The sequence below is a fragment of the Streptomyces populi genome (assembly GCF_002911015.1).
In the GTDB taxonomy this organism is placed as follows: domain Bacteria; phylum Actinomycetota; class Actinomycetes; order Streptomycetales; family Streptomycetaceae; genus Streptomyces; species Streptomyces populi.
Genome location: NZ_KZ626906.1, coordinates 1 through 18086, shown reverse-complemented (window position 1 = coordinate 18086; position 18086 = coordinate 1). Strand labels below are relative to the sequence as shown.

Below are 18086 nucleotides of genomic sequence, written 5' to 3'. Positions count from 1 at the left end.
TCAGGCCTTCAACTTGTAGCCGAAACCGCGGACCGTCTCGATACGGTCCTGGCCGATCTTCGTACGCAGCCGCTGCACATGGACGTCGACCACCCGGGTGTCCCCGCCCCAGCCGTAGTCCCACACCCGCTCCAGCAGCTTGTCGCGGCTCAGCACCGTCCCCGGCGCGGACGAGAACTCCAGGAGCAGCCGCATCTCGGTGGGCGTCAGCGCCACCGGCGTACCGCTCCGGGTCACCTCCATGCCCTCGGTGTCGACCTCCAGGTCACCGAAGACGAGCACCCCGCCCACCCCCGGGGCGGCGTCCTCGCCCGTCGCGCCCCCGCTCGCGTGCCCGAAGCGGCGCAGCACCGCGCGGATACGGGCGACCAGCACGGCACCGTCGAAGGGCTTGGTCACGTAGTCGTCGGCCCCGGCCTCCAGACCGAGCACGACGTCGATCGAGTCGGCGCGCGCGGACACCATGATGACCGGCACGGTCGACTCGTCGCGGATACGACGGCACAGCGAGACACCGTCGAGCCCGGGGACCATCACGTCCAGCAGGGCGATGTCGGGGCGGTCGGCGCGGAACGCCTCCAGGCCGGAGAGCCCGTCGGGCATGGCCGTGACCGCGAAGCCGTCGCGCTCCAGGGCGAGTTGCGTGGCCTCGCGGATGACGTCGTCGTCCTCGACGAACAGGACATGGGTCTGCTCTGCCATCCAGCTGCTCCGCCCGTTCAGTTCGCGTCCGGGGCGGGCGAGTTGGAGCCGCCCACCGCGTTGCTGTAGTCGTTGTGGATCCGGGACCGCTCGACGAAGCGCGTCACGGACCAGCCGTAGGTGATCACTTCCTCGCTGGAGGGGTACGACACGGGGTCGCCCTTCGCGTACAGCTGCTGGGTGATCACCAGGTCGCCCCGGTCGATCTCGGCGTAGACCGGGGGCTCCTCGGCCTTGAAGACATTCTGGTACCGGCCGTTCTCCTCGCGATAGACGTAGCTGCCGACACCCACGGCGTCGGCACAGGTCATCACGTTGATCACGATGTCGTTCGCGGGTCCGCCGGTCAGGTTCCCGTACGACACGTCGACCGGGTACTCGTCGGCGACGCACGGCTTCAGATCGCGCTTGACCGCGGCGCTGACCGACGGGTCACCCTTGACGATCCCGACCGCGTCCACGCGCTCGGGCGTCCTGGACGGCGAGCCGGAGACGACGGGCTTGATGCTGCCCTTGGCGACCGCGTCGCTGCCCGCCGGACCCTCGTCGCGGGCACCGGTGCCGCCGGTGGCGCACGCGGTCACGAAAAGGCCGAGGGCGGCGAGCCCGGCCAGTGCCGAACTCCCCGCCTTCAGGGCCGCTCTGCCCCGGACTCCTAGGCCGCGCAACGCTCCCGCTCCTCACGTTCGAGCGCGCGGGCGTCCAGGTCGCGGCTCTCCAGCTCCTCGCGGAGCCGGGCCAGCGCCCGGTGCAGCGTGCTCTTGACCGTTCCGGCCGACATGCCGAGCGCGGCGGCCGTCTCCTCCGTGGACATCTGCTCCCAGTGTCGCAGCACCACGACACTGCGCTGCTTGGGTGCCAGCACCTTCATGATGTCCATCAGCAGCGCGCGGTCCGCGTGCTGCTCGGTGGCGTCCTCCACGCACGCGTCCGGCAACTGCTCGGTGGGCACCTCTTCGAGCTTGCGGGCCCGCCACCACTCGGTCCGCGTGTTGATCATCACGCGGCGCAGGTAGGCGTCGGCGAGGCGCTTGTCCGCGATGCCCTCCCAGCGGCCGTACGTCCGCACGAGCGCGGTCTGGAGCAGGTCCTGGGCGTCGACCGGGTCGGGCACCAGGCGACGGGCGCTGCGCAGCAGCGCGTCCTGCCGAGTGCGGACGTACTCCTCGAATTCGAGCACCTCGCCGTGCACCATGATCAACCGCCTCCGTCCCCGTTTCCGACCCGCTTGCTGCCGGTTGTCCGTCGCCTGCGAACCGCTGCCTGTCCGCCGCCGGTCGAGCGGCGCTTCCTGCGGTACGGCACTGAAGCTACGGAGGGGTTGTCACGGGGTTGTCCGAGACAGCCTGCGGCCAGCACTCGGCTGTCCGTCGGTTGTGTAACGGCTATGGATACGGGGTAAGGAGAATGGCCCTTGTGCGGCGGTTCATCCGGTCATGTCCTCCGCGTCAGGTCAGAGGGAGCCGGTACAGACCGCCGGGAAGCGGCTCCACCAGACCGTCGGCGACGAGCCCGTCGAGCGCGCGGCCCCGCTGGACCGGCTCCTCCCACACCCGGTCCAGCGCGCTCTGCGGAACCGGCACATGGGCCTCCCGCAGGACGGCCAGCAGCTTGCCGCGCACCTGGCGGTCCGTGCCCGCGTACGTCTGTCCCTTGCGCGGCGGCCCGTCGTGCTCCGGCTTGCCGGCCAGCCGCCACGCGCACTGTGCGGCGATCGGGCAGCGGTGGCACGACTCGTTCTTCGCCGTGCAGACCAGCGCGCCGAGCTCCATGGACGCGGCGGCCCAGCGCGCGGCCGTGCTCTCGCCCTCGGGCAGCAGGGCGCGGGCGAGCCTGCGCTCGGCGGCGGTGGTGGCGTTCGGCGGGTACTGCACGCCGCTGACGGCGCGGGCGAAGACCCTGCGGACGTTCGTGTCCAGTACGGGATGGCGCTGGCCGTACGCGAACGACGCGACCGCGGCCGCCGTGTACTCCCCGATGCCGGGCAGCGCCAGCAACTGCGCGTGATCGGTCGGTACGTCGCCGCCGTGCCGTTCCGTTATGGCCACCGCGGCGCCGTGCAGACGCAGGGCGCGGCGCGGGTAGCCGAGCCGTCCCCAGGCCCGGACGGCCTCGCCGGGCGCGTCCTTCGCCAGATCGGCGGGGCGCGGCCAGCGGGCCAGCCACTGCTCGTACACGGGCAGGACGCGGTTGACCGGGGTCTGCTGGAGCATGAACTCGCTGACCATCACCGCCCAGGCGCCGGCATCGGGATGCCGCCAGGGCAGATCGCGGGCGTGCTCGTCGAACCAGGCGATGACGGGGGTGTGGAGGTCCTCGCCGGAGGTGTTCCGGGTGGGCCCGGTGGGCTTGGTGGGTGCAGTCATGGCGATATCGATCCTGCCATGCGACGGTGAGGATGCGGGGACGACGCCGGGGCGGGCGGTGGTGAAAGACCGCACCCGGCGTCGTCACGGCGCCGGAATGGATGTCCGGCAGGATGATGATCCGGAAAAGTTGGTGCCGGGGCGGCGGGTAGGGCCTGTGGCGCGACCGATCTCTCGTACAGTTTGCGCCGTGGGATCTCTGCGCAATCCGGTCGGGCCGCTACCCTCCACCATCTACTGGCGTCGGAGGGCCGTTCTGCTGTCCGTACTAGGGCTGTTGGCGCTCCTCACCGTCTGGGTGGTCGGCACCGGCGGAGGCGGTGGCGGCAACAGCGCCGGCGGGTCGAACGGCAAGAACCCGGCCTCCTCGATCACGCCGGGGCCGTCCGGTTCGGGCCCCGCGATCAGCCAACACCCGGGCGGGCGCGACGAGTCGAGCGGCGACACCGACAGCGGCGGCGGCACGGGCGGGAGCGGCGACGACAGCGGCGGCGGCACGGGCGGCGGTTCCGGTGACGGTTCGGGCGGTGGTTCGGGCGACGGCTCCACGGGTTCCGGCGCGAGCGCCGGTGGCGGCTCCGACGACGGGGCCAAGAACGGCGGCGGGGCGGCCGACCGGCTCCCGGCCGGCTCCACGGTCCCCAACTGCACCCCGGGCGACGTGAAGTTGACGCTCAAGAGCGTGCACAACAGTTACGCGCCCGGAGAGCAGCCCGAGATCGAGATCGTCGCCAAGAACGGCTCGGGCAGCGACTGCAAGGTCGATCTCGGCCCGAAGAACACGGTCTTGACGATCACTCGGGCCGGGAACGACGAGGACATCTGGGCTTCGGACGACTGCCCGAAGGACGCGGCGGGGGTCCTCTTCCGCGTACCGGCCGGCGGTCAGGCCGTGCACACGGTGAAGTGGGACCGCAAGCCCGGTGCCCCCGCGTGCGCCACGCCCCCTTCGGGTTCGGCCCCCGCGGGCACCTATCTGGTCGAGGCGAAGGCGCCGGGTCTGGCGAAGGCGCAGACGTCGTTCGTCCTGTCCAAGGACTGAGCGCCCCCGGCCGTCCTGTCCGAGGACCGGGCGCCCCGGCCGCAGGGCGCGGACCCGGGCCGGGACCCGGAGCCCGGCCGCCGGGGCGCGAAGCCGAAGACAGGTGACGCCGAAGCCCGGTGAGCCCGGCCCCGGCGGACCAGCGCCCGGAAAGCCGGGGCCCGAAGAACAGGGCCAGGAAAGCCAGGGCCCGGAAAGCCGGAGCCTGAGGACCAGGGCCCGGAAAGCCGGAGCCCGAGGACCAGGACCCGGAAAGCCGGGACCCGGCGGCGAGGGCTCCTAGACGTACCGCTCCAGGATCGACGACTCCGCGAGACGGGACAGGCCCTCACGGACGCTGCGCGCCCGCGCCTCGCCCACGCCGTCGACCGTCTGGAGATCGTCCACGCTCGCGGCGAGCAGCTTCTGGAGCCCGCCGAAGTGTTCCACGAGCCGGTCGATGATCGCGCCGGGCAGCCGCGGCACCTTGGCGAGGAGCCGGAAGCCGCGCGGGGAGACCGCGGAGTCGAGCGCCTCGGGGGAGCCGGTGTAGCCCAACGCCTTGGCCACCGTGGACAGTTCGAGGAGCTCGGCGTGGGAGAGCGCGTCCAGCTCGGACAGCGCCTCGTCGACCGTGCGGGAGCGCTTGGCGGTGGGCTCGGGCACGTAGTCCCGGACGACCAGCTCGCGGTCGGGCTCGACACCGGCGATCAGCTCGTCGAGCTGGAGGGTCAGCAGCCGCCCGTCCGTACCCAGTTCCACGACGTACTCGGCGATCTCGGTGGCGATGCGGCGCACCATCTCCAGGCGCTGGGCGACCGCGGAGACGTCCCGGACGGTGACGAGGTCCTCGATCTCCAGCGCCGACAGCGTTCCCGCGACCTCGTCCAGCCGGAGCTTGTAGCGCTCCAGGGTCGCGAGGGCCTGGTTGGCGCGGGAGAGGATCGCGGCGGAGTCCTCCAGGACGCGGCGGTGACCGTCCACGTACAGGGCGATCAGACGCATCGACTGGGAGACCGAGACGACGGGGAAGCCGACCTGCTTGCTCACCCGGTCCGCGGTGCGGTGCCGGGTGCCCGTCTCCTCCGTCGGGATCGTCGGGTCGGGCACGAGCTGCACACCCGCCCGCAGGATCTTGGTGATGTCCTTGTCGAGCACGATGCCGCCGTCGAGCTTGCACAGCTCGCGCAGACGGGTCGCGGTGAACTCGACATCCAGGACGAATCCACCCGTGCACATCGCTTCGACGGTCTTGTCGGAGCCGAGCACGATGAGTCCGCCGGTGTTGCCGCGGAGGATCCGTTCCAGCCCGTCGCGCAGTGCCGTGCCGGGTGCCACGGCGCTCAGCGAGGCGCGCATCAGGCCATCGGCACCGGAGCTCCCGCCGGACTTTCCGGGAGCTGCTGCCCGGTCGTTGGCTGCCACTGCACTCCTCCGGTCGCAGGTTTTCGGTCGCCCTCGTTTCGTACGGACGGGCGAGACCAGGGCAAAGTCTACCGGCGCGGCTCCTCGTCCCGTGGGGCCTCTCTGCGACGCGAGCGCGGAAGGACACTCAGGGCCGCGCCGATGTCGGCCACTTCCAGGACCTTCATACCGGCGGGAACCTTGCCCGGATCGGTCGGTACGAGGGCGTGGGTGAAGCCCAGGCGGTGGGCCTCGGCCAGCCGCCGCTGGACCCCCGTGACCCGTCTGACCTCGCCCGCGAGCCCCACCTCGCCGATCGCCACGAGGTTCTTGGGCAGCGGGACGTCACTGGCGGCGGACGCCAGCGCGAGCGCGACGGCGAGGTCCGCGGCGGGCTCGGAGAGCTTCACCCCGCCGACGGTCGCCGAGTAGATGTCCCGCTTCCCGAGAGCGCTGATCCGGCCGCGCTGCTCCAGGACGGCGAGCATCATCGAGACGCGGGAGGTCTCCAGACCGGATGTCGTACGGCGCGGGGAGGGGATCTGGGAGTCGACGGTGAGTGCCTGGACCTCGGCGACCAGGGGACGGCGGCCCTCGAGCGTGACGGTCAGGCAGGTGCCGGGGACGGGCTCGGCGCGGCGCGTCAGGAAGAGCCCCGACGGGTCGGCGAGCCCGGTGATGCCCTCGTCGTGCAGCTCGAAGCAGCCGACCTCGTCCGTCGTCCCGTAGCGGTTCTTGACCCCTCGCACGAGCCGCAGGCGCGCGTGCCGGTCGCCCTCGAAGGACAGGACGACGTCCACGAGGTGTTCGAGCAGCCGGGGGCCGGCGATCGCGCCGTCCTTGGTGACGTGGCCCACGAGCAGGGTGGACATGCCGCGCTCCTTGGAGGCGCGGATGAGCGCGCCCGCCACCTCCCGGACCTGGGCCATGCCGCCGGGCGCGCCGTCGATCTCCGGGGAGGCGACGGTCTGGACGGAGTCCAGGATGAGCAGGGACGGCTTCACCGCGTCCAAGTGGCCGAGGACGGCCGCGAGGTCGGTCTCCGCGGCGAGGTAGAGGTGGTCGTCGATCGCCTTGATGCGGTCCGCGCGCAGCCGCACCTGGCTGGCCGACTCCTCGCCCGTCACGTACAGGGTGCGGTGTTCGTCACTCGCCGACTTGGCCGCCACGTCCAGCAGGAGGGTGGACTTGCCGACGCCGGGTTCGCCCGCGAGGAGGACGACGGCTCCGGGCACGAGACCGCCGCCGAGGACGCGGTCCAGCTCGGGCACGCCGGTGCTGCGGGCGGCGGCCTGGCGGCCGTCGACCTGTCCGATGGGCAGCGCGGACGTGGTGACCCGCCCCGGGGCCGTCGTACGGACGGCGGGCGCGCCGTACTCCTCGACCGTCCCCCATGCCTGGCACTCGGCGCAGCGGCCGAGCCATTTGGCCGTCTGCCAGCCGCACTCGGTGCAGCGGTAGGACGGCCGGTCCTTCGCGGATTTCGTACGGGCAGCCATGACCGAACCGTAACCGGAGCCACTGACAACCCGGCACGCGGCGGTACGACCCCGCCCGCTCCGTGGAACCCGTGACGTGACGCGGGCCCCCGCGTCCCGTTCCCGCACCCCCGCGAGACCGGGTCCCGCGCGGAGCCGTCGCCGCCGCCATCTGCCATGGACCGCCATCGCCGCCCGTGACGGCCCGGGCCAGGGGTCGGGGGCTCCTGTCCCCTTATGAGGGATCGTTTCACCCGTACGGATTAAATGTGCTCAAGGTGCAGGGAGGTGCTGGCCCCGGGCACCTACGGTCGCACGGGTGATGAGCCGCAGTCCGGAGACCTCCACGCACACCACTGGCGCACGCCGGGCGCACGGAGCCGCGCGCAAACGGGCGGCCGCGCCCCGTGGCGCGACCCCCCGCACCCTGGTCCGGCGTCCCCCCGCGCGGTACGAGCCCTACCTGGACGGCCTGTTCACCTATTGCCTGTCCGTGCTGTGCGACCACGACGCGGCCACCGCCGCCCTGGGGGACGCCCTCGCGCTCGCCGAGCGGCGCGGCCCGCGCGGCCCGGAGGCCGCCGACGACCGCAGGGCCTGGCTCTACGCGCTCGCGCGCTGGGCCTGTCTGCGCAAGCTCACGGAAGCCCGGCGCAGGCGGCAGGCGGCGCACGCCTCCGGACGGCGCGCGCCGCACCGGAGCGGACCCCAGAAGGCCGCGGGCGGACCCCGGGAAGGGGCCGCCCCGGACGCGGCGCACAAGGCCGCCGCCGACCGGCGCGCGGCCGAGGCGCTGAGCGCCGTCCCCGTGCCCGAGGAGGTCCAGGACCACCGCCGCCGCGAACTCTCCCTGCTGGCCTGGCCGGAGGCCGCCGGGACCACCCCCGAACAGCGCGAGGCGCTCGAACTCGCGGTGCGCCACCAGCTCGCCGCCCACGAGGTCGCCGCCGTCCTCGGCATCGAGCTCGCCGTCGCGCGCGAGCTGCTCGCCTCCGCCGCCTGCGAGGTCGAACGCACCCGCGCGGCCCTCGCCGTCGTGGAGACCGGCGCCTGTCCCAGCGTCGCCCGGCTCACCGGCGACAGCAGGCTCGTGCTGAGCACCACCCTGCGCGACGAACTGGTCCGGCACGTCGACGACTGCCCGCGCTGCCGCCGTGCCGCCGAGCGCGCGGTCCCCGGCGCCTGGCCCGGCACCAGCGTCACGCCCGCGGCGCTCCCCGTGCTCCGGGCCCCGCACGCGGCCCTGTGCTCCGCGATGGCCCACGCCCCCCGCGCGCGGGGCAGCGCTCCGCGCTTCGACCGGCGCGGCTTCCCGATGGACCCCAAGGACCATGCCGCCCGGAGGGACCGCCTGCGCGCGCGTGCCGTCACGACGACCATCGTCGCCACCGTCGTCGCCGCCCCCGTTCTCGCCCTGTGGGCCGCGTACCGGGGCGCGCCCCTGGCCGGGGAGGGCGTGGACGGCCGTCCGGCCAGTACGAGCGAGGCCCAGGACCCCGGGGGCCCGGACGGCGGGAGGGCGGGCTACGAGAACGCCGGGAACGCCAGCGCGGGCCCCGGCTCCGGCTTCACCGGGGGCGGCGGCTCGTCGGACGTGTCCGTCGAGGTCGTCAGCGCCCGCGGGACGACCCCGGGGCACCTGTCGGTGACGGCCGGAACCAGCGGGGACACCACCCTGGTCACGCTGACCGCGTCCGGCAGCGCCCCGGTCCGCTGGTCCGCGCGCACCGGCGCGTCCTGGCTCTACCTCAGCCGGTCCTCGGGAACGCTCGATCCGGGCGAGTCACTGACGATCAGGGTGCACGTCGACCACCTTCGCGAGCCGACGGGCCGCTGGGCCGCGCGGGTGGCGATCGCCCCGGCGGGCGCGGTGGTCACGATCACCGGGTACGGGAAGGCGGGCCCGTCCCGCCCCAGCGGGAAGCCGGTCCCCACCGCGAGCGTCCCGACCCCCTCGGGGCCGGGCTCCACCCCGGCCGCGACCCCCAGCGACCAGGCCCCGTCCCCGACCCCGCCCGACCCGACGCCGACGGCCACCGTCACCGACCCGCCCTCCCCGGACCCGGGCACCTCGTCACCGCCACCGGGCGACAGCGGCGACCCGGGCACGCCGTAGGGCCCGGGCCGCCGCCCGTAGGACCCGGACCGGGGCTCAGCCCACCGGATCCGCGGGATGCGGCGCCACCAGCGGCAGCCGCGAGGCCAGCCGCTCCTCGCACAGCTGGGCCAGGCGGTCGTACCCCGCCTTGCCCATCAGCTCGATCAGCTCCGGACGGTAGGAGACGTACACCGGGTCGCCGGCGCCGTGTGCCGAGGTCGCCGACGTGCACCACCAGTGCAGGTCGTGGCCGCCCGGTCCCCAGCCGCGGCGGTCGTACTCGCCGATGGAGACCTGGAGCACCCGGGTGTCGTCGGGCCGGTCGATCCATTCGTACGTACGGCGCACGGGCAGCTGCCAGCAGACGTCCGGCTTGGTCTCCAGCGGCTCGCGTCCCTCCTTGACGGCCAGGATGTGCAGCGAGCAGCCCGCGCCGCCGGCGAAGCCGGGACGGTTCTGGAAGATGCAGGAACCCTCGTACGGGCGGGTCTGGCGGTCGCCGTCCTCGTCCTCGGACACCCAGCCCGTCTCCACGCCCACGTCGTGGTGCTGCCAGATCTCCGGCGTGAGCCGGGCCACGTGCCCCGCGACCCGCTTCTCGTCGTCCTCGTCGGAGAAGTGCGCCCCCAGCGTGCAGCAGCCGTCGTCGGCGCGGCCCGCCTGGATGCCCTGGCAGCCGCTCCCGAAGATGCAGTTCCACCGGGAGGTCAGCCAGGTCAGATCGCACCGGAACACCTGCTCGTCATCGGCAGGATCGGGGAACTCCACCCACGCGCGAGCGAAGTCGAGGCCCTTCTCGTCGCTCTTCTTCGCGGGCTTCCCGGACTTGGCGGCCTGCGCCCGCACGGAACCCGTGGCCGATTTGTCGGACTTCGCCTTTTTCGTCTTTGGCACGCGTCCAGGGTAAGTCGCTTCGGGCCGCTCCGGGGACGCTCCCGCAGTACCACGGAGGTCACCGTTCGACGTGGGCTTTCGCCCCGCCCCACGGGAACCGGCGTGCGGGCAGTAGCGTTCCGTACATGAGACTCGGTGTCCTCGACGTGGGTTCGAACACGGTGCATCTGCTGGTGGTGGACGCCCACCCCGGCGCCTGCCCGCTGCCCGCGCACTCGCACAAGGCCGAACTGCGGCTCGCCCAATTGCTCGACGCGAGCGGGGCGATCGGCCCCGAAGGCGTCGACAAGCTGATCGAAACGGTCCAGGACGCCCTGGAGGCCGCCGAGGACAAGGGCGTCGAGGCACTGCTGCCGTTCGCGACGTCGGCCGTGCGCGAGGCCGGCAACGCCGACGAGGTCCTCGCCCGGGTGAAGGCCGAGACCGGCGTCGAGCTGCAGGTCCTCACCGGCGCCGAGGAGGCGCGGCTCACCTTCCTGGCGGCCCGCCGCTGGTTCGGCTGGTCGGCGGGCAAGCTCCTCGTCCTCGACATCGGCGGCGGCTCCCTGGAGATCGCGTACGGGATGGACGAGGAGCCGGACGCCGCGGTGTCGCTGCCGCTCGGTGCCGGCCGGCTGACCGCGGGCTGGCTGCCCGCCGACCCGGCGGACCCGGCGGACGTACGGGCGCTGCGCCGGCACGTGCGGGCCGAGATAGCCCGGACGGTCGGGGAGTTCAGCCGCCTCGGCACCCCGGACCACGTGGTCGCCACCTCCAAGACGTTCAAGCAGCTCGCCCGGCTGGCCGGTGCCGCCCGCTCCGCCGACGGCCCGTACGTCCAGCGCGAGCTCAAGCGCCGCTCCCTGGAGGACTGGGTCCCCCGCCTCGCGTCCATGACGGCGGACGAACGGGCCGAGCTGCCGGGCGTCTCCCCGGGCCGCTCCGGCCAGCTCCTCGCGGGCGCCCTGGTCGCCGAGGCCGCCATGGACCTGTTCGGCGTCGAGACCCTGGAGATCTGCCCCTGGGCCCTGCGCGAGGGCGTCATCCTGCGCCGCCTGGACCACATGGCATCGGAGTAGGAGAGGGAACGAGCCCCCCCCCAAGGCCCCGGGGCGCGGGAAACGGCGCGCCCAGCCCCCTGCGAGGGGAAGCCGCCCACCGGAACAAGCCCCCCACGGCGAGTGGGCGCCCCCGGTCCACCCGGCAGGGCGTGGCATCGATCACAAGCGCACCCCGGCCCCGGGACCCGGCCCCCGCGACCGGGAGCCGGCCCCCACCCCCGGCCGCAGGCCCGAGCGTCCCAGGCCGGAGCCCCACCCGCCCCCCGGGCCGGAGGCCGGTCGACCCCCGGCAGGGGCGGACGGGAGCCTCCCGGCCGGGTCCGCCACCCCAGCCCAACCGCCGGAGGCACCCCGTACGCTGTCCCTCGTGGCAGAACCAGTGGTGCGCATCCCGGATGCGAAGGTCGCGCTGTCCACGGCCTCCGTGTACCCGGAGTCGACCGCGACGGCCTTCGAGATCGCCGCGCGCCTCGGATACGACGGCGTCGAGGTCATGGTGTGGACCGACCCCGTAAGCCAGGACATCGACGCACTGCGCCGCCTCAGCGACTACCACCGGATGCCGATCCTCGCCGTTCACGCGCCCTGTCTGCTGATCACCCAGAGGGTCTGGTCCACCGACCCGTGGACCAAGCTCCAGCGCGCGAAGGCCGCCGCCGAGAAGCTCGGCGCGAGCACCGTCGTGGTCCACCCCCCGTTCCGCTGGCAGCGCCAGTACGCCCGTGACTTCGTCTCCGGGATCTGGCGCATGGCCGACGAGACGGACGTGCGGTTCGCCGTCGAGAACATGTACCCGTGGCGTTACCGCGACCGCGAGATGCTCGCGTACGCCCCCGACTGGGACGTGACGAAGGACGACTACCGGCACTTCACGATCGACCTCAGCCACACCGCGACCGCCCGCACCGACGCCCTGCAGATGATCGACCGCATGGGCGACCGCCTCGGACACGTCCACCTCGCCGACGGCAACGGTTCCAACAAGGACGAGCACCTGGTCCCGGGCCGCGGCGTCCAGCCCTGCGCCGAACTCCTGGACCGCCTCGCGCTGTCCGGTTTCGACGGCCACGTCGTCATCGAGGTCAACACCCGCCGCGCGATGTCCAGCGCGGAGCGCGAGGCCGACCTCGCCGAGGCCCTCGCCTTCACCCGGCTCCACCTCGCCTCCGCGGTGAAGGTGCCCCGCGGATGACGGACGCCGCCCCCCGCCGCGGCCGGGGACGCCCCACCCGCACGCAGACGCAGGCGGCCCCCGCCACCCGCGACCGCATCCTGGAGGCGGCCCGCGAGGAGTTCTCCGAGCGCGGCTACGAGAAGACGTCGGTCCGCGGCATCGCCAAGTCCGCCGGAGTGGACTCGGCCCTCGTGCACCACTACTTCGGCACCAAGGAACAGGTCTTCGAGGCGGCCATCGAGGTCGCCTTCGCCCCCGCGCTCGGCGCGCCCGAGAAGATCGTCGAGGGCCCCCTGGACGGTGTCGGCGAGCGCCTGACCCGCTTCGTCCTCGGCATCTGGGAGAACCCCACGAGCCGTACCCCGCTGCTCGCGATCGTCCGCTCCGCGGTGAACAACGACACCGCGGCCGCCGTCTTCCGCCGTCTCGTCGCCGCCCAGCTGCTGCGCCGCATCGCGGGCAGGATCGACCTCCCGGACCCGGAACTGCGCGCGGAGCTCGCGGCGGCCCAGCTCGTCGGGGTCGCGATGCTGCGCCACGTCATCAAGGTCGAGCCGCTGGCCTCGGCGGACCTGGAGCGCATCGTGGCCCGGGTCGCGCCCGTGGTGCAGGGCCACCTGACGAACCCATGAGCGAGCGGGGCCGCCACCGGGGCGGTCCCACCCCGGTGAACGCGGCCGACATGCGCGGACGCGGCACCGGGACAACCGCTGGGCGAGACATATGTCCCGGGATGCGGACAGCCTGTCCGGATCCTGGAGCACCGGCGTACGCTCGACTCCAGTCTTAACTCTCCGAAGGAGCGAGCGACGATGCCCGAGCTGAGGTCCCGCACAGTCACCCACGGCCGCAACATGGCGGGCGCACGCGCCCTTATGCGTGCCTCCGGTGTACCGGGCGCGGACATCGGACGGAAGCCGATCATCGCGGTCGCCAACTCCTTCACGGAGTTCGTGCCGGGTCACACCCACCTCCAGCCCGTCGGCCGGATCGTCAGCGAGGCCATCACGGCCGCCGGCGGCATCGCCCGCGAGTTCAACACGATCGCCGTCGACGACGGCATCGCGATGGGCCACGGCGGCATGCTGTACTCCCTGCCCTCCCGCGACCTGATCGCGGACTCGGTGGAGTACATGGTCGAGGCGCACTGCGCCGACGCCCTGATCTGCATCTCGAACTGCGACAAGATCACGCCCGGCATGCTCATGGCCGCGCTGCGCCTGAACATCCCGGCGGTCTTCGTCTCCGGCGGCCCGATGGAGTCCGGCCGCGCCACCCTGGTGGACGGCACGGTCCGCACGCTCGACCTGGTCGACGCGATCTCCGACGCCGTGAACGACAAGATCTCGGACGAGGACATCCTCCGCATCGAGGAGAACGCCTGTCCGACCTGCGGCTCCTGTTCCGGCATGTTCACCGCCAACTCGATGAACTGCCTGACCGAGGCCATCGGCCTGAGCCTGCCCGGCAACGGCTCGGTCCTCGCCACCCACACCGCCCGCAAGGGCCTGTACGAGGACGCGGCCCGCACGGTCGTCGACATCACGCGCCGCTACTACGACCAGGACGACGAGTCGGTCCTGCCGCGCAACATCGCCACCCACGCGGCCTTCGAGAACGCCATGGCCCTCGACATCGCCATGGGCGGCTCCACCAACACGATCCTGCACCTGCTGGCCGCCGCCCAGGAGGCCGGCGTGCCCTTCGGCCTGGACGAGATCAACGAGGTCTCGCGCCGGGTGCCGTGCCTCGCCAAGGTCGCCCCGAACGTCGCCAAGGACCGCACGTACTACATGGAGGACGTGCACCGCGCCGGCGGCATCCCCGCCCTGCTGGGCGAACTGCACCGCGCGGGCCTCCTGAACGAGGACGTCCACTCGGTCCACAGCCCGTCCCTCTCCGACTGGCTGAAGACCTGGGACGTGCGCGCCGGCTCCCCGTCCCCCGAGGCGGTCGAACTGTGGCACGCGGCCCCCGGCGGCGTCCGCTCCTCCGAGGCCTTCTCCCAGTCCGAGCGCTGGCTGGCACTGGACGAGGACGCCGAGGGCGGCTGCATCCGCTCCGCCGAGCACGCCTACTCCAAGGACGGCGGCCTCGCGGTCCTCAAGGGCAACCTGGCCGTCGACGGCTGCGTCGTGAAGACGGCCGGCGTCGACGAATCCATCTGGACCTTCGAGGGCCCCGCGGTCGTCTGCGAGTCCCAGGACGAGGCCGTCGACAAGATCCTCAAGAAGCAGATCACCCACGGCGACGTCGTGGTCATCCGCTACGAGGGCCCCAAGGGCGGCCCCGGCATGCAGGAGATGCTCTACCCGACCTCGTTCCTCAAGGGCCGCGGCCTCGGCAAGACCTGCGCCCTGATCACCGACGGCCGCTTCTCCGGCGGCACGTCGGGCCTGTCGATCGGCCACGCCTCCCCGGAGGCCGCGTCCGGCGGCACCATCGCCCTCGTCCGGGACGGCGACCGCATCCGCATCGACATCCCGAACCGCTCGATCGAACTGCTCGTGTCCGACGAGGAACTCGCCACCCGCCGCGAGGCCCTGAACGGCGTCTACGCCCCCGCGAACCGCGACCGCAAGGTCTCGGCCGCCCTGCGCGCCTACGCTGCGATGGCGACGAGCGCGGACAAGGGCGCGGTCCGGGACGTGTCGAAGCTGGGCTAGCCCTCGTCCGGCCCCAGGACCGCCGAAACCGTGAGGAGGGGCCGCCCCGGCCGGGGCGGCCCCTCCAACGGCTCACCAGCCCGAGGGATCCCGCCCGTCGACCGCGAAGAGGGAGCCGTCGGGGGCGGTGGCGTAGACGTGGGTGCCGGTGGTGAGGGGGGACGGGAGCGCGCTGACGAGTGAACCCCGGGCGCTGCCCGGCCGCGCCTTCGTCTGACCGAGCAGTGCGCCCCGGACGGTGTCGACGGCGACGAGGCGCCCGTCCACGGCACTCAGGTACAGGTGGTCCCCGTCCACGACGGGGGCCGACGACCAGCTGACGGACGTCTCCACCCGCCACAACTGCGCCGAGGTCCGGGTGCTCACGGCCACCAGCGAGCCGCCGTCGGCGAGCAGGTACACCGTGTCCTTGTGGACGACGGCCTGTGCTCCGGGGAGCGGCACGGGCAGCTTGACGCGTCTGGCGGTCCTGTCGGTGACGTCGTAACGCACGACGGCGTCGGTGTACTGGTCACTGCTCGTGGACGTGAACCAGAGCACGCCGGACTCGGCGTGCACGAGGTTCAGGCCCTGATCCAGACGTCGCTGCCAGCTCACGGTGCCGGTCTCGGGGTCCACCGCCGCCACCCGGATCCGGCTTCCGTCCGGTGAGACGGCGTACGCGATGCCGTCTTCGTACGACGAGAATCTCGGTGCCGACAGCCCCGGGAGCGCGTGCTGCCACAACCGCTTGCCGGTCGCCGCGTCGAGGGCGGTGACCTCGGAGCCGGGGCCGGTGAGCAGGGTGACGCCACCGGCGTGGGCGACGCCACCCGAGTAGCGTGTCGTGTCCCGGTCCCAGCGGGTCCTCCCCGTGGACGGATCCAGTGCCGTCAGCCGGTGTCCACCCCGGCTGAGGACCTGGAGCAGCCCGCCCGACAGGACCGGCGCGCTCGGCACGTCGCCGCTCCGCCCCTTCGGGTCCGGACGGGACCACAGCACCTTGCCGTTCGAGGGATCGACGGCGACGGCCAGCGCGCCGGGCCGGACGCAGTACAACCGGTGTGCGCCGTAGACGCATTGCGGCTGTCCGCCGGCCTTGGCCCCCGCGGCCGTCACCTTCACGTCCCACGGCCCGAAACCGTCGCTCTGCGACGGACGCGCCACGTGTTTCTGCGCCGACGCCGGGGTCTGTGTCCCGTCCGGCCGCGCGAGAACGCCGAGGGCGACGGCGCCCGCGGCGAGTCCGGCCAGGGCGACGGCGGCCGGCAGCCGCCACCGCCGTCCGCCCTTCTTCCCGGCGGCCACATGAGTCAGGTCCTCGGAACCCTCCGGGCGTTCGTGCCGTGGTCGCGCTGCCACGTCCCGCGCCGGAGGCGCCGGCTCCCTCGCCCCGGTCCGCTGCTCGGGAATGAAGGCCCGGGTGTCGTACGAGGCCGAGACCGAGCGCAGCGCGGTCATCAGCTCGTCCGGGGTCGGCCGGTCCTCGGGCTCCTTCGCGAGGCAGCGCGCGACCAGGTCGAGCAGTTCCTCCGGCACTCCCGTCAAGTCCGGCTCTTCGTGCACGACTTGATAAGCGACCAGATAGGGGCTGTCCGAGTCGAAGGGCCCGCTCCCGGTGGCCGCGTGCACGATCACCGAACCGAGTGCGAACACGTCCGCGGCCGGACCGACATGCCGTGGCCTGCTGAACTGCTCCGGCGCCATGAACGGCGGCGTGCCGATCAACTTGCCCGTCTCGGTCCGGAGTTCACTGTCGGCGGGGCGCGAGATGCCGAAGTCGATGACCTTCGGCCCGTCCTCCGCCAGCAGGACGTTGCTGGGCTTGAGGTCGCGGTGGACGACACCGGCCCGGTGGATGTCCCGCAGCGCCTCCGCGAGCCCGGCCATCAGATGACGCAGCCGGTCCGTGGACAGCGCGCCGTTCCGTTTCACGTGCTCGGCGAGCGTCGGCCCCGGAATGAACAGGGTTGCCATCCAAGGGCGTTCGGCCTCCGGATCGGCGTCCACGACGGGCGCGGTGAAGGCACCGCTGACCCGGCGCGCGGCCGCGACCTCCTGACGGAACCGCCCCCGGAACTCGGGGTCCTGGGAGAACTCGGCGTGCACGACCTTGACGGCCAGCCGCAACCCGGAGGCGGACCGCGCCAGATGCACGATCCCCATGCCACCGGAGCCCAGCCTCGTCTCCAGCAGGTACTGCCCGACATGAAGCGGATGTTCCGCTTCTGTGTCGGTGCTGCGCTGTGGCGGCATCACTCACCCCCGTGGGATCGCCCGCATGCGCGACGCGCAGAGCCTAGTCGATCCTTCGTGCGAAACCTCGACGGCTTGCTAGCCTCCTCGCGCAGTCCGAATTTGGCGTGAACCAATTCAACGGGGGAATTCGACATGGCCACGGAAGACATCGTGATCACGGACGCGACGGAGGCAGCGGAGACGGAGCCGCTGGCCGCCGCGACGATCCGCACCTACCCGCTCGCCCCGGGACACACCGTCAACGTCCGCAGCGGACCCGGCACCCACTACCCGATCGTCCGCACGCTGTCGGCCGGATCGAGCGTCCCGATCCGCTGCCAGTGCCAGGGAGAGTCCGTCACCGGCCCGTACGGGTCCTCGACGATCTGGGACAACATCGCCAACGGCCAGTTCGTGTCGGACGCCTACGTACGCACCGGCAGCGACGGCTACGTCGCCGTGAAGTGCTCCTGACCGACGCTCCCGCCGAACGGCATCTGTGACGGCCGCCGCAGCCGTCACCGGGGCAACCGGGGCGATAATCATCGGGTGAGCGACGAGACCAGCACCCCCGCGGGGCCCCAGCCCGAGCCCCTGCGTTTCTTCGGGACGACCTGGGTGGAGCACGACGGCGGCTACACCGGCCGCCGGATCGGCGTGGCCGTCGGCTCGCTGGCCGCCGCGGTGGCCTCCTGCTTCGTGCTCCGTTTCGCCTACCAGGGCCTGGCCATCGCGGACGTGGGGACACCCGTGACCGTGATGGTCGTGGTGATGTTCGCGGTGTGCAGCGCGCTGGCGTTCGGCCACACCTCGGGCGCCTTCTCCAAGCGCCCCGACCCCGACCGCCAGGCATCCCTGCGCGGCCTGCTGACCATCGGTTTCGTCGGCTCCCTCCTCGCCTACTTCGTCCGCTCCCTCAGCGAGGCCCCGGGCGAGAAGCTCCACCGCGAGGAGTACGAGGCGGCGAGGGCCCGGTACACCCGCCGCACCACCCGCCGCACCGGCAACCCGGCCAAGAAGCCCCGC

16 protein-coding genes are annotated in these 18086 nt (G+C 72.8%); 8 read left to right on the top strand and 8 right to left on the bottom strand.

Translation table 11 applies throughout. The features are described 5' to 3' along the window. The 4 genes from cseB to CW362_RS28150 all read right to left on the bottom strand — a co-directional run bounded on the left by cseB (position 1) and on the right by CW362_RS28150 (position 3068). Positions 1-702: a two-component system response regulator CseB gene (gene cseB, locus CW362_RS28165; protein ID WP_103552413.1), complete on the bottom strand. Its 702-nt coding sequence runs from the start codon at positions 700-702 to the stop codon at positions 1-3. A gap of 17 nt (positions 703-719) precedes the next feature. After that, on the bottom strand, positions 720-1370 hold the full coding sequence (locus CW362_RS28160; RefSeq protein WP_103552412.1) for a hypothetical protein: 651 nt from the start codon (positions 1368-1370) through the stop codon (positions 720-722). Beyond that, the gene (locus tag CW362_RS28155) at positions 1358-1897 is read right to left on the bottom strand and encodes a SigE family RNA polymerase sigma factor (protein WP_103552411.1); all 540 of its coding nucleotides are present in this window, start codon (positions 1895-1897) and stop codon (positions 1358-1360) included. Before CW362_RS28155 ends, CW362_RS28160 begins: the two co-directional genes overlap by 13 nt. 253 nt (positions 1898-2150) lie before the next feature. After that, a complete protein-coding gene (locus CW362_RS28150; RefSeq protein ID WP_103552410.1) occupies positions 2151-3068 on the bottom strand; it encodes an HhH-GPD family protein in 918 nt (305 codons plus the stop codon). A 190-nt stretch (positions 3069-3258) separates the two neighbouring features. Between CW362_RS28150 and CW362_RS28145 the strand changes: the two genes are divergently transcribed. Beyond that, positions 3259-4110: a hypothetical protein gene (locus tag CW362_RS28145; protein WP_103552409.1), complete on the top strand. Its 852-nt coding sequence runs from the start codon at positions 3259-3261 to the stop codon at positions 4108-4110. 279 nt (positions 4111-4389) lie between these two features. Here the strand turns inward: CW362_RS28145 and disA are convergent, their stop codons facing one another. Beyond that, complete coding sequence (gene disA, locus CW362_RS28140; RefSeq protein ID WP_103552408.1) at positions 4390-5514, bottom strand: DNA integrity scanning diadenylate cyclase DisA; 1125 nt, start codon at positions 5512-5514, stop codon at positions 4390-4392. Positions 5515-5582: 68 nt separating this feature from the next. Beyond that, on the bottom strand, positions 5583-6992 hold the full coding sequence (gene radA, locus CW362_RS28135) for a DNA repair protein RadA (protein WP_103552407.1): 1410 nt from the start codon (positions 6990-6992) through the stop codon (positions 5583-5585). A gap of 298 nt (positions 6993-7290) precedes the next feature. Between radA and CW362_RS28130 the strand changes: the two genes are divergently transcribed. Beyond that, the gene (locus CW362_RS28130; RefSeq protein ID WP_420856882.1) at positions 7291-9087 is read left to right on the top strand and encodes a BACON domain-containing protein; all 1797 of its coding nucleotides are present in this window, start codon (positions 7291-7293) and stop codon (positions 9085-9087) included. Between the two features lie 36 nt (positions 9088-9123). Here CW362_RS28130 and CW362_RS28125 read toward each other — a convergent pair whose 3' ends face one another. Next, positions 9124-9963, bottom strand: a complete 840-nt coding sequence (locus CW362_RS28125; RefSeq protein ID WP_103552405.1) for a DUF3109 family protein — start codon at positions 9961-9963, stop codon at positions 9124-9126. Positions 9964-10088: 125 nt separating this feature from the next. Between CW362_RS28125 and CW362_RS28120 the strand changes: the two genes are divergently transcribed. The 4 genes from CW362_RS28120 to ilvD all read left to right on the top strand — a co-directional run bounded on the left by CW362_RS28120 (position 10089) and on the right by ilvD (position 14843). After that, positions 10089-11021 (top strand): Ppx/GppA family phosphatase, encoded by a 933-nt coding sequence (locus CW362_RS28120; protein WP_103552404.1) that lies wholly within the window; start codon positions 10089-10091, stop codon positions 11019-11021. Between the two features lie 349 nt (positions 11022-11370). Then, entirely contained in the window at positions 11371-12195 is an 825-nt protein-coding gene (locus CW362_RS28115; RefSeq protein WP_192582803.1) for a sugar phosphate isomerase/epimerase family protein, read from the top strand. After that, positions 12192-12809: a TetR/AcrR family transcriptional regulator gene (locus CW362_RS28110; RefSeq protein ID WP_103552402.1), complete on the top strand. Its 618-nt coding sequence runs from the start codon at positions 12192-12194 to the stop codon at positions 12807-12809. The genes CW362_RS28115 and CW362_RS28110 overlap by 4 nt, the downstream gene beginning before the upstream one ends. A gap of 180 nt (positions 12810-12989) precedes the next feature. After that, positions 12990-14843 (top strand): dihydroxy-acid dehydratase, encoded by a 1854-nt coding sequence (ilvD, locus tag CW362_RS28105; protein WP_103552401.1) that lies wholly within the window; start codon positions 12990-12992, stop codon positions 14841-14843. A 72-nt stretch (positions 14844-14915) separates the two neighbouring features. Here the strand turns inward: ilvD and CW362_RS28100 are convergent, their stop codons facing one another. Then, entirely contained in the window at positions 14916-17078 is a 2163-nt protein-coding gene (locus CW362_RS28100) for a protein kinase domain-containing protein (protein ID WP_103552400.1), read from the bottom strand. A 135-nt stretch (positions 17079-17213) separates the two neighbouring features. On the opposite strand from CW362_RS28100, the gene CW362_RS28095 reads away from it, so the two are divergent. Beyond that, positions 17214-17534: a peptidase gene (locus tag CW362_RS28095; protein WP_103552399.1), complete on the top strand. Its 321-nt coding sequence runs from the start codon at positions 17214-17216 to the stop codon at positions 17532-17534. A gap of 75 nt (positions 17535-17609) precedes the next feature. Then, the coding region (locus CW362_RS28090) for a hypothetical protein (RefSeq protein WP_103552398.1) at positions 17610-18086 on the top strand (477 nt) is incomplete at its 3' end.